23 protein-coding genes and 2 pseudogenes are annotated in these 20,647 nt (G+C 54.3%); 9 read left to right on the forward strand and 16 right to left on the reverse strand.

Features of this window, described 5'->3' with window-relative positions; genetic code table 11:
• Positions 1 to 201 precede the first annotated feature (201 nt).
• Entirely contained in the window at positions 202 to 801 is a 600-nt protein-coding gene (locus AC3ZU9_RS00990; protein WP_490090155.1) for a hypothetical protein, read from the forward strand.
• Positions 802 to 1,384: 583 nt separating this feature from the next.
• On the opposite strand, the gene AC3ZU9_RS00995 is transcribed toward AC3ZU9_RS00990, so the two are convergent.
• Together AC3ZU9_RS00995 and AC3ZU9_RS01000 are read right to left on the reverse strand one after the other, a co-directional pair.
• Positions 1,385 to 1,789: a hypothetical protein gene (locus AC3ZU9_RS00995; RefSeq protein ID WP_490090156.1), complete on the reverse strand. Its 405-nt coding sequence runs from the start codon at positions 1,787 to 1,789 to the stop codon at positions 1,385 to 1,387.
• Between the two features lie 69 nt (positions 1,790 to 1,858).
• On the reverse strand, positions 1,859 to 2,077 hold the full coding sequence (locus AC3ZU9_RS01000) for a glutathione S-transferase family protein (protein WP_490090157.1): 219 nt from the start codon (positions 2,075 to 2,077) through the stop codon (positions 1,859 to 1,861).
• A 364-nt stretch (positions 2,078 to 2,441) separates the two neighbouring features.
• Between AC3ZU9_RS01000 and AC3ZU9_RS01005 the strand changes: the two genes are divergently transcribed.
• The 4 genes from AC3ZU9_RS01005 to AC3ZU9_RS01020 all read left to right on the forward strand — a co-directional run bounded on the left by AC3ZU9_RS01005 (position 2,442) and on the right by AC3ZU9_RS01020 (position 4,591).
• Positions 2,442 to 2,666: a hypothetical protein gene (locus AC3ZU9_RS01005; protein ID WP_490090158.1), complete on the forward strand. Its 225-nt coding sequence runs from the start codon at positions 2,442 to 2,444 to the stop codon at positions 2,664 to 2,666.
• 64 nt (positions 2,667 to 2,730) lie between these two features.
• Positions 2,731 to 3,135 (forward strand): helix-turn-helix domain-containing protein, encoded by a 405-nt coding sequence (locus tag AC3ZU9_RS01010; protein ID WP_339473592.1) that lies wholly within the window; start codon positions 2,731 to 2,733, stop codon positions 3,133 to 3,135.
• Positions 3,136 to 3,216: 81 nt separating this feature from the next.
• Positions 3,217 to 3,687 carry a hypothetical protein gene (locus AC3ZU9_RS01015; RefSeq protein WP_490090159.1) on the forward strand — a complete coding sequence of 157 codons (471 nt, stop codon included), beginning with the start codon at positions 3,217 to 3,219 and terminating at the stop codon, positions 3,685 to 3,687.
• A 79-nt stretch (positions 3,688 to 3,766) separates the two neighbouring features.
• Complete coding sequence (locus AC3ZU9_RS01020) at positions 3,767 to 4,591, forward strand: inositol monophosphatase family protein (protein WP_490090160.1); 825 nt, start codon at positions 3,767 to 3,769, stop codon at positions 4,589 to 4,591.
• A gap of 445 nt (positions 4,592 to 5,036) precedes the next feature.
• On the opposite strand, the gene AC3ZU9_RS01025 is transcribed toward AC3ZU9_RS01020, so the two are convergent.
• Positions 5,037 to 6,041 (reverse strand): metallophosphoesterase, encoded by a 1,005-nt coding sequence (locus tag AC3ZU9_RS01025; RefSeq protein ID WP_490090161.1) that lies wholly within the window; start codon positions 6,039 to 6,041, stop codon positions 5,037 to 5,039.
• 275 nt (positions 6,042 to 6,316) lie between these two features.
• Here AC3ZU9_RS01025 and AC3ZU9_RS01030 point away from each other — a divergent pair.
• Positions 6,317 to 6,925: pseudogene (locus AC3ZU9_RS01030) on the forward strand (histidine phosphatase family protein); the annotation flags it as partial.
• A gap of 30 nt (positions 6,926 to 6,955) precedes the next feature.
• A pseudogene (locus tag AC3ZU9_RS01035) lies at positions 6,956 to 7,243 on the forward strand (DUF7693 family protein); the annotation flags it as partial.
• A gap of 298 nt (positions 7,244 to 7,541) precedes the next feature.
• On the opposite strand, the gene AC3ZU9_RS01040 reads toward AC3ZU9_RS01035, so the two are convergent.
• Positions 7,542 to 7,790 (reverse strand): CsbD family protein, encoded by a 249-nt coding sequence (locus AC3ZU9_RS01040; RefSeq protein ID WP_082340961.1) that lies wholly within the window; start codon positions 7,788 to 7,790, stop codon positions 7,542 to 7,544.
• A gap of 187 nt (positions 7,791 to 7,977) precedes the next feature.
• Here AC3ZU9_RS01040 and AC3ZU9_RS01045 point away from each other — a divergent pair, with 187 nt between their 5' ends.
• Positions 7,978 to 8,187: a hypothetical protein gene (locus AC3ZU9_RS01045; RefSeq protein WP_159936687.1), complete on the forward strand. Its 210-nt coding sequence runs from the start codon at positions 7,978 to 7,980 to the stop codon at positions 8,185 to 8,187.
• A 325-nt stretch (positions 8,188 to 8,512) separates the two neighbouring features.
• Here the strand turns inward: AC3ZU9_RS01045 and AC3ZU9_RS01050 are convergent, their stop codons facing one another.
• From AC3ZU9_RS01050 to AC3ZU9_RS01060, 3 genes are all read right to left on the reverse strand, one after another.
• Positions 8,513 to 8,950, reverse strand: coding sequence for a nuclear transport factor 2 family protein (locus tag AC3ZU9_RS01050; RefSeq protein WP_490090221.1), 438 nt, complete (start codon positions 8,948 to 8,950; stop codon positions 8,513 to 8,515).
• Between the two features lie 232 nt (positions 8,951 to 9,182).
• Entirely contained in the window at positions 9,183 to 10,202 is a 1,020-nt protein-coding gene (locus tag AC3ZU9_RS01055) for an alpha/beta hydrolase (protein WP_490090162.1), read from the reverse strand.
• Between the two features lie 68 nt (positions 10,203 to 10,270).
• Entirely contained in the window at positions 10,271 to 10,654 is a 384-nt protein-coding gene (locus tag AC3ZU9_RS01060) for a nuclear transport factor 2 family protein (RefSeq protein WP_490090163.1), read from the reverse strand.
• Positions 10,655 to 10,773: 119 nt separating this feature from the next.
• On the opposite strand from AC3ZU9_RS01060, the gene AC3ZU9_RS01065 reads away from it, so the two are divergent.
• Positions 10,774 to 11,745 (forward strand): LysR family transcriptional regulator, encoded by a 972-nt coding sequence (locus AC3ZU9_RS01065; protein ID WP_064053029.1) that lies wholly within the window; start codon positions 10,774 to 10,776, stop codon positions 11,743 to 11,745.
• Positions 11,746 to 11,930: 185 nt separating this feature from the next.
• Here AC3ZU9_RS01065 and AC3ZU9_RS01070 read toward each other — a convergent pair whose 3' ends face one another.
• From AC3ZU9_RS01070 to AC3ZU9_RS01110, 9 genes are all read right to left on the reverse strand, one after another.
• Positions 11,931 to 12,233 (reverse strand): DUF1330 domain-containing protein, encoded by a 303-nt coding sequence (locus tag AC3ZU9_RS01070; protein ID WP_064053030.1) that lies wholly within the window; start codon positions 12,231 to 12,233, stop codon positions 11,931 to 11,933.
• Positions 12,234 to 12,259: 26 nt separating this feature from the next.
• Entirely contained in the window at positions 12,260 to 12,982 is a 723-nt protein-coding gene (locus tag AC3ZU9_RS01075; protein ID WP_064053031.1) for an ABC transporter ATP-binding protein, read from the reverse strand.
• Positions 12,983 to 12,984: 2 nt separating this feature from the next.
• Complete coding sequence (locus AC3ZU9_RS01080) at positions 12,985 to 14,982, reverse strand: branched-chain amino acid ABC transporter ATP-binding protein/permease (protein ID WP_490090164.1); 1,998 nt, start codon at positions 14,980 to 14,982, stop codon at positions 12,985 to 12,987.
• 2 nt (positions 14,983 to 14,984) lie between these two features.
• Positions 14,985 to 15,860, reverse strand: a complete 876-nt coding sequence (locus tag AC3ZU9_RS01085) for a branched-chain amino acid ABC transporter permease (protein ID WP_064053033.1) — start codon at positions 15,858 to 15,860, stop codon at positions 14,985 to 14,987.
• 77 nt (positions 15,861 to 15,937) lie between these two features.
• Positions 15,938 to 17,107 carry an ABC transporter substrate-binding protein gene (locus tag AC3ZU9_RS01090; protein ID WP_064053034.1) on the reverse strand — a complete coding sequence of 390 codons (1,170 nt, stop codon included), beginning with the start codon at positions 17,105 to 17,107 and terminating at the stop codon, positions 15,938 to 15,940.
• A gap of 48 nt (positions 17,108 to 17,155) precedes the next feature.
• The gene (locus AC3ZU9_RS01095; RefSeq protein ID WP_490090165.1) at positions 17,156 to 17,905 is read right to left on the reverse strand and encodes an SDR family NAD(P)-dependent oxidoreductase; all 750 of its coding nucleotides are present in this window, start codon (positions 17,903 to 17,905) and stop codon (positions 17,156 to 17,158) included.
• A 40-nt stretch (positions 17,906 to 17,945) separates the two neighbouring features.
• Entirely contained in the window at positions 17,946 to 18,695 is a 750-nt protein-coding gene (locus tag AC3ZU9_RS01100) for an SDR family NAD(P)-dependent oxidoreductase (RefSeq protein ID WP_490090166.1), read from the reverse strand.
• Between the two features lie 43 nt (positions 18,696 to 18,738).
• Entirely contained in the window at positions 18,739 to 19,728 is a 990-nt protein-coding gene (locus tag AC3ZU9_RS01105) for a quinone oxidoreductase family protein (protein ID WP_490090167.1), read from the reverse strand.
• 36 nt (positions 19,729 to 19,764) lie between these two features.
• Positions 19,765 to 20,547: an SDR family NAD(P)-dependent oxidoreductase gene (locus AC3ZU9_RS01110; RefSeq protein ID WP_064053038.1), complete on the reverse strand. Its 783-nt coding sequence runs from the start codon at positions 20,545 to 20,547 to the stop codon at positions 19,765 to 19,767.
• Positions 20,548 to 20,647: the final 100 nt, after the last annotated feature.

The raw sequence follows: 20,647 nt of genomic DNA on the forward strand, positions 1-20,647 counted from the left end.
GTCCTCTGACTCCCCTTCGGACTTTGACAGGGCTGCTGCCTTCGCTGAGGGCTATGCGCAAGCGCTGGTCGACGGTGAGCAAATCGAAATCTCAATAGAGCGTGACTTACTGATCATCTCAATCGTTGATGAGTGGCGGCGTCATTTCATCAGCACAAATGGTTCGTCCACCTTTAGCACTCCCCTCCTCCAAGGACATTCATGACTTCCAAATTTCAGCGCTACGCGGACGACGAAATTTCAGATCCCAGCCTCCGAATGCCACGTCAAATTTTGGCAACCAGCACCAACCAATATCCGATTGATATCCTCGTTTCTCGCTGGGAAAAACACTTGGTCGAGCCATCTGTTGCTCACGAGAAGTATCCTTGGGCTGCAGGGTTCGTAATGGGCATTCCAGTTCCGTCTTGGCATCGCCCAGTAGTATGGAATCTGGGTCAAAAGGCTCGGTTCATCGTTTCTGTGTGGACTGGAGGGGATCTCGGAAGCTATCTCACTAATGAGTGGTGTGATTCGGTTGCGGGGCGAGCAATGGCTGAGAGCAGCGATATTTTGATCGACGGCTTGCAGCGGTTGCATAGCCTTGAGGAGTACCTTCTTGATCGCTTGGCAGTCCCAGATGCTCAAGGGCAACCAAGGGTTTGGTCTGAGGTTGGCAATGGCGAACGGAAGCGTTTCTTGTCGACAGTCTTCATGCATGCGCATGTATCGTCTGATGACGAATTGTTGTTGCGAAAGACTTATGATCTTTACTCCATGGGTGTAGCTTCTCGTACGAACGAACAGCGTGCGGTTCGATAACCTAGATTTTATTTTTCGGGCATGCCCCTCTGGGGATGGCTGTCGTAAACCAAGCCTCGTCTATCGACGGGTCTTGGCCCTGCGGGCTTCCATCCTCATGCCTTCGACCTTCCTGGTCTGCGCGCTCCGCTTACATAATGACCAAGGTCAACACCTAGCTTGGACATTTCTTTCAACTGCCACATACTAGCCTCATCCACTAAGGAACGAGGCTCAGCGAATGGCGTGGTCATTTTGGAAAGACAAACGTCCTGAATGGATACAGGCTGAAGAGCGAGCCTTCATCAAGGCAGCCAACGGTCTGAAAACTTTGCATACAACTCCTCGCGGCGGGATGAGGATTGACCCTGAGGAACTCAGAGATCAGATCCTGGCGGCACGAGAACTGTACAAAGATCTGGTGAAGAGATAGCGGTGCGTAAGAGTCAAGCAGCTGGGAGATTCAACCTGCGTAGCTAAGACTTCTGAAGGCAGAGCGGAGGTTTCCGAAGGAGAGTTATTCACTGATACCTAGGGCTCCATGTAGGTAAATTTTCAACGACTTGACTGAGGTTGCGAGCTCACCCAGCATGCGCTCAAAAACCTATTTATCGACCCCTGAACGGTGTGCCTCCAGGTGCTGATTCTCCTGCGTCCAAAGATTGATGAATTTCTCTAAGTCGTGAAGATAAGGCCCCGCTTCGAGTCGAGTCGAACCGATACTCGCTTGTAGAAATCGTTCCCGCCACGGTTCCGGAATGCTCTCTTCACGAACAATTTGGAGGCCGCTCGAGCGAGGTTCGATAACCACAAGGTCGCGAAGATCCTCTAATTTCGCCACATCTCTCAGCAACCTGTCGGCTTCATCCTGGCGTGCGATTTCGTCGAGCATAGACACGACTGGAGTAGCCTTGGGATCGCTTGGCAGAAGATCAGATAGCGCCCACAAAGCTTTCCTCCTGATCTTCTCTCGATCACGCAGATTCTGATCAACAGCACCGCTAGACATTAGATTCTCCTGCTTAATGCGAACACCCTGACCTCTTCTTAAGGTCGCGGGCTTCGTGGCTGAGCTATTTCAATGTGACCGCCGGCCAAATCCGCCAGCGCCGGACAGTTGCTCTTCCACGAACACGATTGACGAGCTCAGCTCGTGCTCTATTTCTTCAAAGACTGAGTCTAGCTCGGGATGAGCACCTGACTTTCTAAGCTCCGCTACTAAACGCGAAAGCTCCCTCCCCTTAGCCATCGGCATTTGAACATTGCAGTACACCGTGTCTTTGTCATCACGACTCATAAGTCCTCCAAACTAGGAAGCTGAAACCCTGATGTTGGTATGTAGCGGTGCTGCAATCAAGCCTCGTTGGGAGTGCTATGTCTTACGATCGGAATGCAGCAGTGAATCGGCGATTGACTGAAGTAATTTTCGGCGCGCGCCCCTGCCGGGGACGGCTGTCGTAAACAAAGCCACTCGCCAGGGCGGCGTCTTGGCCCGATGGGCTTCCATCCTCGCGCCTCGGCCTCTGGGCCTGCGCGCTCCGCTTGCCACCGCAGTCCCAGCTGATTTTTGGTGTCACAGCCCGTGAAGAATTTGATACTTCTCTTCGCCTATCCTTGGTAAAACTTGCTCTGGTTTCTACTCAGCCTTTGAGGAGTCGCAAATGGATGAAACTAAACGGGTAAAAGGGAGGGCTTACCAATCCGCTCGAGATCCTGAGCGGGTGCTGATCGAAGAGCGAGCCGAGGCGCTATCAGCGGCCGGCTACCCGCTGCCTGAGGATGACCCGGCGATGTACGCTGAGCAAAGACTGCGCGAGGCTAGAGAGGCGGCGCGAAAATCCCAACCTTGTCTGGTGAGCGAAGTCACTCCAATCGACATACCGTGATTGGCTCCACATGGCTAAAATGCGCAACCACGCTCAAAAAGACTGGCTGATTAGGAACGAGTTCATGACGCTCAAAGATGCTTTTGCTGCCGTGCTAAAAGCGATGCGCGCGGGCAAAGGATTGACCCAGAAAAATCTTGCGGAAGTCAGCAGTCGAACATACGTTTCCAAACTAGAGCGCGCCCAGTCAAGCCCCACGCTGGAGATGATAACGGCTTTGAGCGGCCCGCTCAGAGTGAGTCCTATGACCCTGGTCGCCATTACTCTTTGCGCTGAGTCGGGAGAGTCCGTTGACGCTTTGCTGCGTCGCACCCAAGAGGAACTGGCTAGCCTAGGCCATGAGGGAGTTCTCAAAAACCTGGCGATTTCGTCGTGTGATGAGTTGCCTGCGCGACGTCTCTCTCCAAAGCCCACAAGTCATCGCTCAGTGACGAAGTCCCAGCAAGTCGAATTCTGTTTCGCTGAATAGACGCTGTTCATCGCTACGTAATCAGACGGCAGACATGGCTGCGGTTGTGGCACACTTTTGGAAAGCCCAAGAGGTCAAGTTATGCGTAATTTCGATCTTGACCTGAGAAGGGTTACCTATGAGCACTTCATCACCGGCAAGGCAGCCATCAACTTCCCGAGACCTCACGCCACTACGGGCGGATGGCACTACCTAGCATATTGGAACAGCGAGGTCGGTGAGGCCAAGGTGTCGCTTGCTGGTATCCACTACCCCGACACGGCATTTTGCTTTGGTGACACGGGCATCTTGAACGCCACCGATGAACTAGAGCGGAGGGGGTGGAAGACCGATCACCAGATCTATATGGCCGACCACTTCCGCGCGACCGGAGATATGGTTCTCAAGTGGGTGCTCGGCCGCTCTGAGTTTTGCAACGTCGAGCTGTCAGAGTGGTTTCCGGACGATCATGATTTAGATGCCATGGTCGGAACGCTCAAAGGAGCCATCAACAAGCTGGAAAACGTTCAAGCTGATCGCCTTAGTCGATGGCTTGGTTCGCAGCTCCTGTAAGATGGTAGGAGCCTTGTGTATTTGCTTAGGGACAAGGCATCACCCTTCACTCCTCCGCCCGTCAGCTCGTCAGGTCGCCATGATCAATACACAACTGCAGCAGATTCTTCCCCAGGTGATCAAAGTTGTGGAGCGGGCGGGTGTGTTATTGGCCGAGGAATGTGTCCGTCCGGAAGGCCGTAGGGGCTACGGTGATAAAGCTGAAATCGACGTCGAAATAGAGGTATTTCTCCGTGAGGAGTTGCTAAAAATTTTGCAATGCGATTGGTGGGGTGAAGAGACCGGCTACGTACTTTCCGGCAACTCCTTCTGCTGGGTGGTTGACCCGAATGACGGTACAAGTGATTTTCTGAAGGGACTGTCGGGCTCGGCTGTCTCGGTAGGACTACTTCATGACCTTCAACCTGTCTTGGGTGTGGTGCATGCGCCATTAACTCCGGATGGGAAGGCAGATAGCATCAGCTGGGCCGCAGGTATGGATCACTTGGTTAGGAATGGAGCCCCGATCTATGTCGACCTTTCGAAACAGGTGCTTTCGAAGGAGAGCATGGTGATGGTGAGCGCTGCTGCTGGCAACAAACCGCAAACCAATCGCGAGCTCTGTGCGCCGGCAGGTTTTTACCCCATGCCATCCATTGCATACAGATTGGCAAAAGTCGCTGCTGGTGACGGCGTTTGTGGACTGTCTCTGTATCCCGTGTCAGCCCATGACGTAGTCGCGGGGCACGCATTGCTGATTGGTGCCAAAGGCGTTTTGGTCGACGAATCCGGAAACCCTATTCAGTATCGTACTGAGGTGGAAATGTTGAGGGTTTGCCAACAATGCTTTGGCGGAGCACCCAATGCTTGTTCTGAACTCGTGAGTCGCGACTGGGCCAAAGTTTTTGAGACGTCGGCGAACTAGGGCGCTCTGCAAAGCCGGAGGGATCATTACCTACGCATTGGAGATGGCACATGGCCGGTTTTTTTCGACAAAAATTGATGTCTTTTGGAATCAAAAAGTAGCCGCGACTGACGTCGCAAAGGTGCGATCAGCATACACAACACTGGCTTCGCCGCCCTCCATCAAGCATTCCAACGCAGAGAAACCGGAAAACAGAAGCCAAAAGATGAAAAGCACAAGGAGCGCAAACCAATAGAGCAACATCAAGGCAATCGGGTCGATTGCCCCACAGCTCAAGGCAGGCCGAAAAAAAGGGGGACTTTTGGAGAACGTCGCTTTTTGTTTGTTTTCAAATATAAGGTCTCCGGTTTGAAATTTTACTTTCAAGGGGGCGGGGAAAATATATTTTCGGTTTGTGTGGCGAAAGCGTCTTGAAGAACCATTTTGTGAAGTCTAGAGCAGTAAATCAGGCGCCGAAAAGCCGCTGAAGCAGCTGCTCCGTCTGCGTTCCACTGTACCTTGCCTTCAGCTCATCAAGCTTGGCACCTCTGCGCTCGCCAGTAAGTAAGCTAAGCCCGTGCAACGCGTTAATGAGCTTCTCAGATTCGGCGTCCTCATCTCTCATGGTGATCCACGATGAGTTTGCCTGCTTGGCCAACGCTTCAGCCTTTTGGCTAAGGCTCTGTGACTCAATCAATCTGTTGCCATTCACTTCTGTCTTGAGCTGACTGATGACATTCTCGAGCTCTTGCAGCTGCTCTGAAATGCTCTCCGCGCTATCAAGCGACACAGGACGCCCATCAACATAGATAGCGTCTTCTTGGACACAGTAGATTGCCAAAGGGCCGTCCCCTCCTCCCGTGCAGTCAAGCGCGAGAAAATTCCCCAATCTCAGCGGTTTCGGAATCCACGTATGTCCCGAGCAAACTCTCCAGATGCCTGGAACACCGTCACGATAATGCTTGATGATCCGTTCCCTGCCCCACAGAGCGATCTCTTCAATCTGAGCATTGTCTAGGCTCCCAACGAACTCTTGCCAAGAAATCCCTGCCGGCACATCGGCGTGAACGACACCGACTAGGCCACGTGCGGACTGAATTTCTATGGCGGTGGGAAGCTGTTCCAGCTTCTCGATCACCATTCCTTTCGACTCATCGGCGATCGTTGCCCACCATCCCGCGCCGTGGGAGCTGTAACGTGCTTGTGGGTTTTCACGGTAAGCGTTTATCAGCATCTGCTCGTGATTGCCTTGGACACAAAAGAACCAAGGTTCGCCGAGCAGCTTTAGTCCATCTAGCATCCCGGGCCCACGGTCGATCAGATCGCCTACAGCGATGACGCGATCAATCGAGCTGTCAAAGCCAAGCGCGCGAAGCCCCTTATGGAGTTCGATCGTTTTGAAGTGGATATCCCCGACTACGAAGTCACGGCCCACTTCATTCTTGGGGAGTCGTAAAACCGCCTGCGTCATTTGGAATCGTTACCCCGGAGCATTGGCCAATTGATAGTCTGATATGACTCTATTGTACTCACTCCTAGTGTAGGAAGGCGGTTGTACATGGCTGATCACCACAGGGCTGCTGCAGACAGGCGTTAAATTCCCCTGTTCACTTGCGAGCAGCACCGATGGTCATCGCGCTCTGATATCGTTGGAGCAGTTTTCCAACAGCTACAAGTCATGACCTCTCTTAGAAGCCCGCGAATGGATGCTCCACGACACACACTAGACTGTGAGTGCAAGCAGTTATGAAGCACACCAGACTCATCCGCCATGGAGAAAGTGCCGCGAACGCCGGCGAAGCCAGCTTGGATCACGCGACCATTCCTCTTACGACCAAGGGTGTGGAGCAAGCGAGCTTAGTGGCAGGGTCATTCACCCAGGCCCCAGATCTGATTGTCGCATCTCCGTTTTCCAGAGCTCAAGCAACTGCTATGCAGACAGTGACTGCTTTCCCTTCAGTGCCTTTCGAAATATGGCCAATCCACGAATTCACCTATCTTGAGCCCGCACGGTGTATCAACACGACCGTAGCCCAGAGACGAGATTGGGTGGAGGGATACTGGGCCAACTCAGACCCAGCGTTCACGGATGGTGAAGGCGCAGAGTCATTCCTAGACTTTATATCTCGAGCTCAGTCTTTCTTATATCGACTTGCACAGCATCCTGCTCATGACATCGCCGTGTTCTCACATGGGCAATTTATCAATGCCGTGGCTTGGCTGATCGAGCGCAACCCGAAGACAATCGATGGCCAGGCAATGGCCGAGTGGCGCGAGTATGAGATCACCAACCAAGTGCCTAACTGCTCTGGCTACAAGCTGACCAAGCACCCGGACGGCGCTGGCTGGAAAGTAAGTGCAGATAACTCTGAGCTCTCAGCAAGAGAGGTATGCCAAGTATTGCGAGAGGTTACCTTCGAGCGACGGACGATGACCAAGGTGAGTCAGGCGACTTGGGATGAGATTTATGAGGGCCATTTCGTAGTGAGCATCGAAGGTTGGCGGATATCGATCTACAACGACTGTGACACGCTCTATCACTGCGAAGAATGCGTAAGTCCGGAAGGTCGTCGATGGTCGTTTGGCGCAGGGGATCGATTTGGAACGGATCCCATTGCGTTACTCAGCACTTGGGAGCATCAGAGGCTTGAACGTCTCCTAAAGGCGCTCTAGGGAGCCAAGGTAGAGCGGGCCTCCACGAGGATGGCTGTCGTGAACCAAGCCTCGCCATTGCCGAGTCTTGGCCCAGTGGGCTTCCCTCCTCCCCTTGCGCGCTCCGCGTGTTACTTACCCAATGTCACCTTTCCGCGAGTTCATTGGCCCATAGCCTCGGCGGAATCAAGACGCAGCGCTTGGATCGAAGTGAGTTGTGCATACCAGCCCTCGCCCCCGCAGCCCACTATTGACAGTTTCAGGGGCGGAGGCGATAAACGAAAAAACGGAGCGTCCCTTTCGAAACGTCTTTCCTTACTCAGCGGCGAAAGAGACGGTCTAGAACCAGCAGCGCTACTGCACCAATCGCGATTGCAGCAACCGGTTTCTCTTTGACGAACGTGGACACGCTGTCCAGCGCATCGCCATAGGTTTGGGTCAGCTGACCAGCAGCTTGACGTCCAGCACCTTCAGCTTCCAGCTTCGAATCACCAAACAGTTTTCCGACTGCGCTCTGCGCTTTGCCGGCAACCTTTTCTACAACGCCTTCAACTTGTTCGCTCTTCATGATTCACCAAACCTTCGTGTGTGATTGAGTAACCCAGAAAAACCTGGGTTTGAAGCAACCTGCACAGGGTTAGGGGAACGGGCGTAATGATTAGTTCAAAGTTGATGAGCCTCAGGATTTGTCCGCAAGACACCTAACCATTTCTTATACTGCGCTATGCTGAGCGGCCCTGAAGGAGATCACCCCAATGCCAAAGGAATACTCATTGTCAGATGTGCTGGAAAGGATGTACGAAAACCAACTCGCCCTTGAGGCTGCTCTCATGGAGTTGACCCTCCACGTAGAAGCACACGGACATGCGGATGTAGGAAATAACGTCCGTGGTGCTCTGGAGACAATCGGCGAGAACGCCGGACACATCAAGCAGGGTCTAGCCCGGCTCAAAAAACTCCCATGAGGCAGCCGCTTTTTGATTTTGATCTCAAACGCGCCTCACGCGAGGGCTACATAACAGGGAAAGCTGCGATCAACTTTCCACACGTAGGAAGCACTAATGGCACACTTCTGCTCCAGACGCATTCCAGCCTCGTCCGCCTCGTCCGTCGCCCCACGCAATAATCCGCTTAAATTCAAACTGGCTTGCTACCTGGCCATTGCTGGAAACTCCAAGCGAAAGCTCGTTCCTGACGAACTACTGTCTACGCTTACCCGAAGGCCATGTAACCGAAATTGAGAAAGCCCCTCATCACCTGATGAGGAGCTAGTACAGCGCAGCTGGATGACTAAGGCGCTACATTCGTGTTGAAAATCTTGCTAACCACAGTCCACTTGCCATCGACTTTCAACAGATGGAAAAAGTCAGTGAAGGAAATACCTGACATGTCGTTGGCGTCGATGCGAGCGCTAGCCGCAGTACCGACGATCTCGATGCGGGTAATTGCAGCCTTTGCATCCGGAGATGGGCGGAAACCCTTGTCAATTCCCTCGAACAGGATGGGAATCGCGCCGCCTTCCAACTTGCCCCCGGCGCCGACGCTGTACATCGTCGCATGTTCATTGAAAGCGGGTTTCATGATACTGCTCTTGGCCTGCTTGCAACCCTCAATATACGCGTTAAGCACCTCTGTAATAGCTTGATAGTCTTCTACATACGTAGCTTTGCTGACTGTTTTACTACTGATAACTTGTGGGCCACCTGGTGCGTTTTCTGCTTGAGCCATCGCGCCAAAGCTCGAAATCAAGGCCACAAAAAACAACTGCTTAATAGATATAAATTTCATTTAGTCGCTCTTCATAAAGGAGTGCAATTATCGAAATATGCTCAACCGCACAAACGCAGCAGACGCTCCGAAAGTCTGCTGTGCGCAGGCAGCCTCGCAATGAGATGAGGATATGTTTTCAATGACGAAGCCCGCAGTTTCAACGTGACCTGCGGATTCTTTGTTTTTGAAATTACTTGCTCAGGTTGATCTTGAGTTCATGAGATGCCTGCGCAATCGCGCTGCGCGGCGTCGGCAGATGGCTGAAGCCGTTCGACAGACCGAAATCGTGAATCATGCCGTTGTAGCGAACCGTCTTCACAGGCACACCCGCCGCGTCAAGCTTGCGGCCGTACGCTTCAGCTTCATCGCGCAGGACATCGAATTCGGCAGTCTGGATCAGCGTCGGCGGCAAGCCCTTCAACTGTTCGGTCGTGGCCTGCAGTGGAGAGGCGTAAATCTGTTTGCGTACCTCGGCGTCGGGTACGTAATTGTCCCAAAACCACGCCATCATGTCCTTCGTCAGGAAATAGCCGTTGGCAAAGGCCTTGTACGACAGCGTGTCAAAGTTGGAGTCTGTCACTGGGCACAGCAACACTTGCGAGCGCAGTGCGGGTTCACCCTTCTCGTTCGCCATCAGGGCAACTACGGCGGCAATGTTCCCGCCAGCACTGTTGCCGGCTACGGCGAGGCGAGTGCCGTCTACCTTGATCTCTTGCCCGTGTTCGGCGACCCATTTTGTCGCGGCATAGGCTTGCTCCGTAGCGACGCCATATGCCGCCTCTGGCGAGAGGCTGTAGTTGACGAAGACCGCCACCGCACCCGAGCCTACCACCAGGTCACGCACCAGTCGTTCGTGGGTCGGGAAGTCGCCCAACACCCAGCCGCCGCCGTGGAAATACATGAACGCGGGCAGAGTCTTCTGTTGGCTACCGACCGGGCGCACGATGGTCAATTTCAGATCGCTGCCGTTCACGCGTATCGTCTTCTCGCTGACATCAGCTGCCGGCAAGACTACTTGGGGGGCAGCCTGGGCACCCGCCAGCGCCGCACGGGCATCGACCGGCGTCATGGAGTCGAGCGTCGGGACACCTTCAAGCGATTGCAAGAGTTTCGCCGTGTTGTGCTCAACTCCCGGGTACGTGTCGGCGGAGGCAGTACCGGGCGCAAGCGTAACGACCGTAAGAGCAAGAGCAGAGGTAAGGGTTTTCATGACGTTTCCATTTTTATACCTGAGTGCAGGGAAGCCTCAACTGCCACAGACTCAAGGGCGACAGAGGTTCAAGGCGCGACGTGGGTGTGAAAGATCTTGCTGACGACCGTCCACTTGCCTTCAACTTTCAACAGATGGAAAAAGTCGGTAAACGAAATGCCGGACATGTCGTTTGCGTCGATGCGCGCGCTCGCCGCGGTACCGACAATCTCAATGCGGACGATAGCTGCCGGTGCATCAGGAGAGGGACGAAACCCTTCATCGATCCCCTTGAACAGGATAGGAATTGCGCCGCCGGCCAGCTTACCGTCGCCATCGACGCTAAACATGGTCGCTTGCTCATTGAAAGCAGGCTTCATGAGGCTGCTTTTTGCTTGCTTGCAGCCCTCGATGTACTTGTTCAGCACCTCGGTGATGGCTTGGTATTCGTGTACGTAAGTAGGTTTGCTCATGGTTCTACTCCTGCATCAGTTGATGCCTATGTATCGCTGATTTGGCGTAACAAATTATTTGATGCACCACTATAGGCATCAGCGATAATGAATAAAATGATCACAAGCATGGATACCGTATGAGCAATAAAGTCATAATAAAAACCGCATCGCACACGGATACTCATAAAGCAGCAGTCGCCCTACCCCCCGTGCATCTTCCAGGCCTTTTAACGTTTGAGGCTGCTGCCAGGCATTTGAATTTTGCCCGCGCGGCTATCGAGCTAGGCGTCACGCCTACTGCTGTATCACGCACCATCAAAGGCATAGAAGCGCAGCTGAACGTGCGATTGTTCAATCGTACAACTCGCAGTGTCAGCTTGACTGAGGCTGGCGAAGCGCTGATCGGAGCATTAGCCCCTGCACTGGCACTGATCAAGGACGCGTTGTCACAGGCCTTGCTTGCGACCGACCAGCCATCTGGTACCGTGCGCCTAAACTCCTCCTACGTCGCATACCGTATCTTTATCGAACCGCACCTCACCGCCTTCATGGAAAGATTCCCACTTATCAATGTCGAGATATCTCTGGATAATCGGCTGAGTGATATCGTCAACGCCGGTTTTGATATCGGCATACGCATGGGAAAACGCGTTCAGAACGATATGGTGTCCGTGCAGCTGGGATCGCTACAAAAAAGAATTGTCGTTGCTGCACCGGATTACTTCCGCGATCTGAGTGAACCAGAAACCATTGAGGAACTGCTAGAGCACAACTGCATTCGTCAACGTTATTCCGTTGGCGGCAGACTGTTCGAATGGAAGTTCGACGCTCAAGGCCAAATGACCCAAGTCGACGTTCAAGGGCGCTTTGTTTTCGATGAGATGAGATCCGTTCTGGATGCAGCCATACAAGGTCAGGGCATCGGCTTCGTCTTCGAAAATTTTGCAAAGCAAGAGTTAGCCAGCGGAATGCTGCGGCACATATTGAAGGAGCACAGCGCACTAGATGATGCGTTTAATCTGTACTATCCGCATCGCAAGCACATGCCTGGAAAGCTTCGTGCATTTGTTGACTTCATGCGCAGTGCAAATCGGATGGAATCCGATTGATTGAATGCTCGCTTACAAAGTCCCGATTGTATCGACGAGACCCCAACGCCCCGAACACACTCATTGTCGACTGATGCATGCTGGCGAACCTGCTTGGGATTACAACGGGGGGAAACGGGCTCATCAGACCAGCTCAAGGCAGGCGCCGGTCTTCTGTAAACCAGAAGACTGGCGCCCTGCTGCTGTTACGAGGCCGTACCTTCGAGCAGGTACAGATCTGTTTTCGCCGAACGAGTACGGTAGCCAATCACATCCTGATAATCCTGGGAGTGATAAAACTCTCGAGCCTTCTCAGGGCTTTCGAATTCGACGAGTACCACGCGCTCGACACGACGATCACCCTCGAGTACCTCGGGTTCGCCGCCTGCGATAGCGAAAATCGCACCCCACTTTTCGAGTACGGGCCCCACGCGCGTCATGTACTCGTTGTAAAAATATTCTGGATCGGTCACGACCAGTTCGGCATAGATGTAACCTTTCTTTTGCATGACAACACCTTTTTATTGTTGTGAAATTAATGGGCTGAACCGAGGTAGGCTGCCCGTACAGCGGGATCACTGCGCAGCTTGCTGGCAGCGCCGTGTATCGATATGTAGCCGTTCTCAAGGACATACGCGTAGTCGCTGACCTCAAGGGCCGCCGCTGCGAATTGCTCGACAAGAAGCATTGTCACGCCGGTGGCCTTCAACCGCTCAATGATGCGAAAAACTTCGTCAACCAGGATCGGCGCCAGGCCCATTGAAGGTTCATCGAGAAGTATTACTTCAGGAGAGAGCATCACGGCACGTGCCATGGCGAGCATCTGCTGCTCACCTCCCGACAATGTGCCCGCAAGCTGTTTGCGACGCTCCTGAAGACGCGGAAACAACTCCAGAGCTCGCTCCAGATCCTGAGCGATATTTCCTTTCGGCCGGCTGCGCATGAAACGAGGAAAGGCACCCAGGGTGATGTTGTCGATCACCGAAAGCGTCGGAAACACCCGCCGCCCCTCAGGTGAATGGGCCAAGCCGCAGCGTGCGATTTTGTGGGAAGGCAGCCCAGCAATATTTTTGCCGTCCAGCATGACCGTGCCCTGCTGCGGACAGATCATTCCAGACAAGGCTCGCATTGTCGTTGTCTTGCCAGCGCCGTTACTCCCTATGAGGCTGACCACCTGCCCCTTTAGGACTTCCAGGCTGATTCCATGAAGTACCTGAATCTTGCCGTAGCCAGCATGAAGGTTATCGACTTTGAGCATGGTCACGCCCCCTTCTGCACAAGAACGGGTGGTGAAATGCGTTCTACCTGTGGTGCTGGGACGACAGCTTCTGCGGCACTTCCTCCGAGGTAGGCCTCTATCACCCGAGGATTAGACTGAACATCGGCTGGCTTGCCCTCGGCAATTTTCTGGCCGAAATCCAGCACGGTCACTGTGTCGCAGATGCTCATCACCATGTCCATGTGGTGCTCGATCAAGACCACGGTTACGCCGTGATCCTTGATCTTTTTGATGATCTGGACGAGCTCGGCAATATCCGCAGCGGTCAACCCGGCCGCGGGCTCATCGAGTAACAGCAACTTGGGTTGCAAAGCGAGCGCTCGGCCAATCTCGAGCAGGCGTTGCTTTCCGTATGGAAGGTTCCTGGCCTGCTCGCTGCGAAGTGCTTTGAGTCCAATGAAATCAAGGATATTGAGGGCCTTCTCCCTTGCTTGCAGCTGTTCGGCTTGATAACCAGGGAGGTTGAGCAGGATCGAAGGTAGGCCCCGCTGGAACGTATGGTTAAAAGCAACGAGCACGTTTTCCAGCACACTCATCTCGCCGAAGAGCTGTACGTTCTGGAATGTCCGGGCAATGCCACCCAACGCAATCTTGGAGGGAGAGCGCCCGACGATCGAATGACCTTCAAACTGGGCCACTCCTACCGTCGGCACATAGATGCCCGTAATCACGTTCATCATCGTGCTCTTGCCGGAACCATTGGGCCCAATCAACCCGTGAATGCTTCCACGCGCCACACTCAAGCACACGCTATTGAGGGCTTTGAGCCCGCCGAACTGCATGACAATGCTTTCGGCTTGGAAGATCGGCTCATTGCTCGGCGTCCGGTCGGCGCCTTTATCCCACAAGTTCACTGATCGCGGCCGGTTTGTACTGACGATCGAGGCCTGATCCTTGCTGAACCTGGAGAAAGGCGCCTTCAAAAAGCCAATAACCCCGTTGGGCAGGTAGTAGATGACGGCCAGCATCATTAAGCCAAAGATTGTCAGTCGCTGTTCGGTAATATCGCCAATGTTGAATGCAAAGACTACGAACGCTACGAGCGCGAGACTCGGTATAGCGATCTGTCTGGGCGTGAGTCGCTTTTGGAATATCCCGAAGCCCACCGTTATTGCAACGATGACCGCAAGTCCTACGACCAGTGAATGAAACAGGGCAAGGTCAGATAACCAGTTAGGCAGTAGTACCACCACCGAAGCGCCGATCAGCGCACCCACACGACTCTTTTTCCCTCCGAGGATCAGCGCTAGGAGGAATAACACATTGAGCTCGAAGCCGAAGCCATTCGGCGCGATGTATTCCTCCGAATAGCTGAACAGACTGCCCGCAAGCCCCGCGAAGGTGGCGCTGATTACAAACGCTATCACCTTATAACGGTAAACGTTGACACCCATGCAATCGGCCGCCACGGGACTCCCTCTCAGGGCTTCAAAGGCACGTCCCAAAGGTGAGTGCAGGATGCGTGTCACTGCAATGAACGACAATACTACCGCCGCCAGCACTACGTAGTAGAACTCCTGCGAAGACAGCCTGTGCTCGAAAAAAACGGGCTTGAGCACCTGTAACCCTTGAGGGCCATTGGTGAGGAACGCCATTTCATTGATTAGAATCAGGATGATCGTCGAGAACGCGAGCGTCACCATCGCAAGATAGGGCCCGGTGACCCTTAATGCGGGAAACGCCAGAATCCCACCAAATACTGCAGTCACGGCCATCGCTGCGGGAACCGCAACGTAGAAAGGCAGGCCCAGTTTTGTGGCGATCAGACCGGCGGTATAAGCACCGACCGCAAACAGCCCTGCATGCCCCAAGGAAACTTCACCGGTATATCCAACAAGGATGTCCATGCCGAATAGCAATACAGCATAGATACCGATCACCACCACCAGATGCAGGTAATAGGGGTTAGGGAATGCCAGAGGCAGTACCGCTGCTACAAGTAAAAGCAAGCAGCTAACAAGTAGTTGGACGTTGCGCATACTCACACCTTCTTGATGGCGGCCCTACCGAAAATGCCGGCCGGCTTGATCATTAACACGATGAGTAACAGCACCAGGCCAGGCACGTCCTTATAGCCGGTCGACAGGAAGAATCCTGTTGCCGTTTCCGTGACGCCCAGAATGATGCCGCCTACGATGACGCCGAACCCGGAGGTCAGGCCGCCGATAATGGCTACCGCGAAGGCTTTGAGGCCTAATGCGACCCCCATGCTTGCGCCAGTGAGGGTCAACGGAGCTACCAGAATTCCTGCAAATGCCGCGGTCATCGAGGACAGTGCATACGAGAATGTAATGACCGAGCCCGTGTTGATCCCCATCAACCCTGCGGCATCCCGATCAGAACTCGTGGCAACCACTGCTTTGCCGAAAATGGTCTTGCGATTGAAGAACTCCACCGCCAGCATCATCAGGATGGCGCCGGCTACCACCAGCAGCTCCATCGGCATCACGAACGCCGAGCCGATCTGCAAAGGCAATTCCGGTAAGGGAGAAGGAAACTTCATGTCGTCCTTGCCCCAGATGTTTTCTGCCACGTTCTTGAAGATGATCGCCAAAGCGATCGTCGACATAATCCAGCCGAATTCAGATTTGATTTTCATCGCCGGACGCACCGCAATCCGCTCGACCACTACGCCTTGCAAAGCGCCAAACAACATGACCAGAGGAATGGCGACCCAGTAACCGACGTAGGGATAAAGCGTGAGACCGACAAGCGCTCCTAGCGCAAGAGCTTCGCCCTGACCAAAGTTAAGCGTCGTGGACGTCGCAAACGTAAGTTGGTAGCCAAAGGCAATGACCGCGTAAATCATGCCCACGGAGATACCGCTGAGCAGTACTTGTAGAAGTAGCTCGTCCATTGATATGCCCTCCCCTAATCGGGGTCGATAAAGGTGGCAGCAGAGTCTTCTACTACCCGAGTTTCAGCGCTGGGGAACTAGCGGTTGTTTCGGTCGGCGTCATAGGCATAAACGACCCGGCCATCCCGAATCTCACCGATCACCGCGACGGCTGGAGACTTGAAGGCCTCGTGATCGGTTTTGGAGAACGGTTTGTCGTAGGTCATGACCAGGCCCTCTACCGGTTTCTGCAGATCTTCCAGTGCTTCCTTGACCTTGGCGCCGTCAGTGGAGCCTGCCTGCTCAATGGCTGCTGCCAGGATGTAGATGCAGTCATAACCTTGGGCCGCCCAGACCGGGCCCGGAATTCTGGAGACCGAATAGGTCTTCTCATACTTGTCGATGAAGGCCAGGCGCTTGTCTGTCGCACCGTCGAGAATGAAGGTCTGGGGCATGCGCACGCCTTCGGCATTGGCACCTGCGTTTTCGGCAAAGTTCGGCATCGACAATGTCCAACTGCCGATCATGGGTACCTTCCACCCAAGCTTGGCCATGCCGTTGGCGATCTGTGCTAGTTCGGGGCCGATGCCGTAAGTCAGGATTGCCTGAGCACCGCGCATGCGCGAGCGCAACAGCTGAGGTGTCATGTCGACGTCTTTGATGTTGAATTTCTCGACCGCGACGGGCTCGATCCCTTTCTCTTTGAGCACGGCCTCAAGATCCGCTCGCCCCAATTGGCCGTAGTTGGTGGAGTCGGCCAGGATCGCAACCTTGGTGAGTTTTCGAGTGTCGATTGCCTCCTTGACGATCATTTCAGCCTGGATGCGGTCGGGAAGCGAGACCCGGAAAATATAGCTGTCCGGCAGAAAGGATTTCGTCACTTCAGTGCCGGATGGCCCCGGTGTGATGACAGGAATTTTAGACTCTTGGTAGAAGCGCTGACTCGCAAGCATGACACCGGTATTGATGACACCCACAGCGGCCACGATTTGATTGTTGTAGATCAGCTCCTGCGCTACCTGGATGCCGCGCTCATTCTTGGCTTCGTCATCTCGTTCAACAAGCTCCAAGGGCCGGCCTAAAACGCCGCCTTTGTCATTGATTTCCTTCACCGCGATTCGCATGGCGTCACGCATGGACACGCCCATAGGTGAAGATGCGCCCGTGTAGGGGCCTGGTGCCCCAATCTTGATAGGGTCAGCTGCCATGGAGCTCATGGCCAGCAGGAGTCCAGATACAGCCAACGTCGTGCGCAGGATCAATTTCATGATTTGTCTCCGTTTTTATTGTTTTCAAATCGTTAAGCGGGAGTGCAGTCAATGGATGTGCATCCCTCCATTCACATCCAATACGACTCCTGTCACATAACTGGCCATATCCGACGCGAGATACAAACAGGCATTGGCCACTTCTACGGGCTGCCCTATACGTCCCAAAGGCGTAGCGGTGAGCGTAAGTTTTCGATTTTCGTCGGAGAGTCTTCCGGCAATCAGATCGGTCTCGATCAATCCAGGGGCGACGGCATTCACACGGATGCCATCAGGAGCAAGCTCCCTGGCTAATGCCTTTGCCAAGGATTGAATGCCACCCTTAGCCGCCGAATAGTGGGCGCCGCCCATGATGCCGCCACCGCGTTGGGCTGAGACTGAGCCCATGCACAGAATGCTGCCGCGCCCCGCCTGGCGCAGGTAAGGCACGACGGCTCGGGACATGTTGAACGCACCACGTAGGCTCACATCCATAACCAGGTCGTAACCTTCGTCATCAATCTCCAGCAGGCGACGCGGCTGGCTGACACCTGCGTTGTTCACCAGGACATCGATCTGTCCGTAGGCGGCAATGATCTGCTCGACAGCACGCTTGCAGGCCTGAGGGTGTCGGACATCACAGACGAAGCCCTTGTGCGGATCCCCGAGGGTTTCCTTGGCGATCTCGAGCTTGTCAGCGGCGATATCGAGGAGCACTACCTTCGCTCCCTCTTCGGCAAATCGACGGGCGATCGCCCATCCAATGCCATTAAGTGATGCAGCACCCGTAACAACCGCGACCTTATCCTTGAGCAACATATCGGTATCTCCCCTATAAGCCGGCAATGGCGGCGTCAACCTAATGGATGTGAAGCCCGCCGTTGACGTCCAGAACCACGCCGGTGACGTAGCTTGAGAGGTCGGACGAGAGGAACAGGCATGCGTCAGCAATATCCTTGGGTATGGCTAGACGGCCCAGAGGCGTGGCGTTGAGTGCAGCCTGGCGGCCCTCATCAGTGAGCTTTCCAATCAACAGTTCGGTGTCGACCAAGCCTGGAGCAATCGCATTGACTCGGATGCCATCGCTGGCAAGCTCCCGCGCCATGGCTTTCGCCAATGTTTGCGCCCCGCCCTTCGCCGCTGCGTAATGTGGGCCGCCGAGCACGCCGCCACCACGCTGAGCCGCCACTGACCCCATGTTCACGATCGCACCGCTGCGCTGGGCGCGCAGATGCGGAACCAGGGCACGAGACATGTTGAATGCTCCGCGCAGGCTGACATCCATAACGAGGTCGTAGTCCTCGAGCGCGCTATCCATTAGCTTGAAAGGCTGGCTGACGCCCGCGTTGTTGATCAAGATGTCGACATGACCAAAAGCGTCGATAACGGCATCAACAGCTCGCTGGCAGGCATCCGCAGAACGAACATCACACTGCAACCCAATGCAGCCGTTTCCAAGTTCAGCGGTAGCGGTATCGATAGCACTCCGATCAAGATCTAAGAGCGCGACACGCGCACCGTTTTCGACGAAACACTTAGCAGTTGCCCAGCCGATTCCTTTCAGCGAGGCGGCACCGGTAATGATGGCGGTCTTGCCTTTAAGTAACATGGTGTTCTCCCTTTCTTCTTGTTTTGCGGAGAAAGCGTCGCGGTTATACGGTGAGAATCACCGAGCCGCTGGTTTTACGGGACGCCAGGTCTTGGTGCGCAGTAGCCGCTTCCTTCAATGGGTAGGCGTTGTCGACGCGGATGCGTAATGCACCGGTTTTCACCAATTCGAAAAGCTCTGCTGCGCCGCGCTGGAAATCAGTTGCCTCTGCCACGTAATGCGAGATGGTGGGACGCGTGATAAACAGCGAACCCTTGTTGCGCAGGTAGGCCAGATCCACGGGCGGTACGTCGCCAGATGCCCAGCCGAAGGAAGCCACCAGCCCAAATCGTTGGACGCAATCGAGCGATTTCTCAAAGGTATCCTTGCCAATGGACTCGTAAACGACGCTGACGCCCTTTCCATCAGTCAGGCGCTTCGTCTCCTCAAGGAAATCCAGCTTTTCGGTATTGATGGGATGAGCACAGCCGTACTCTCCTAGGATATTGGCCTTCTCATCACCCACGCAGGTACCGATTACATTGGCCCCAAGGTGAGAAAGCCACTGGGTCAAAATCAGCCCAACACCACCAGCAGCTGCATGCACCAGCACCCAATCACCGGCCTTGATGTCTTTCAAGCGCGTGGCGAGATACCAGGCCGTGAGTCCACGAAACAACGCACCAGCGGCAGTTGCAGAATCAAGGTCTTGATCGGGCAGTTTGAATACGCGATCAGCGGGGACATTGCGACGCTCGGCGTAGGCACCAGGTGTCAGGAAGTGGTAAACCACCTTATCCCCTTCGGCAAAACCTTTGACCGACTTGCCGACCTTTTCGATCACACCTGCTGCGGCGAAGCCAATCCCGCTGGGCAGCTTTGGAAGCGGAAGGAGCCCAGAACGCAACTGGGTATCTATGAAGTCGACGCCGATCGCTTCCTGGCGAATCTGTACTTCCGAATCACCAACCTCTGGAAGCTCAATTTCCTTCCATTGCAGCACTTCGGGGCCGCCGGTTTTTTCGACAATCAATGCGCCTGTAGAACTGGTCATTGCAGTACCTCGCTATTCGGATTCGTCGATATGTGATTACTGTGCAGTCCAGCCACCGTCCACTTTCAAACTGGCACCGGTGACCATGCTGGCTGCTGGGCTAGCCAAGTAGAGTGCAGCGCCGACGATGTCTTCGACTTGCGCCATATGGCCCAATGGAATCTTGGAGACAAGAAACTGCATCTTCTCCGGGGTGTTGACGATGCTGCGAACGAGCGGCGTGTTGACGAAGGTGGGAGCGATGCTATTCACACGCAGCCCGCGGTCGGCAAACTCGATTGCCATCGCTTTGGTGAGCCCTTCTACCGCGTGCTTGGTCATGCAGTAGACCGTGCGGTTAGGTGAGCCAATGTGGCCCATCTGGGAGGTGATGTTGATCACGACACCAGGAACTTCCTTCTCCGTGCTCAACATTTTTTTCGCCGCGGCCTGCGCGGTGACAAAGCAAGCCCGGACGTTGAGATTAAGCATTCCATCCAGATGTTCATCACTGACTTCGCCCATTGGCTCGGGGAAGTTAGTGCCTGCGTTGTTCACCAGAATATCGAGCACTGGAAGCTCACCGATCAGTGCGCGGATAGCAGCGCTATCGGTGACATCGCATACCGATACGGTGGCTTGACCGCCTTGGGAGCGGATATAGGTGGCTACCGGATCAAGTGGGTCGCGATCACGACCGACGAGAATTACATGAGCGCCTGCGCTGGCATACGTGAGCGCGATGCCCTCGCCGATACCACCGCCTGCGCCTGTAATCAGTGCTGTTTTTCCGTCGAGACGGAAGCTTGGGGCTACGAAAGGTTTGATATCAGAATACACAGTGGGCTCCTTTTCTTTTTGTATGGCGCCATTAGATTTCAGTGAAACCGGGATCCCTATCATCGGAGTGGGAAAGACCTGCACACCGATCGTTATCAAT

It is taken from the genome of Pseudomonas sp. A39 (genome assembly GCF_058145955.1).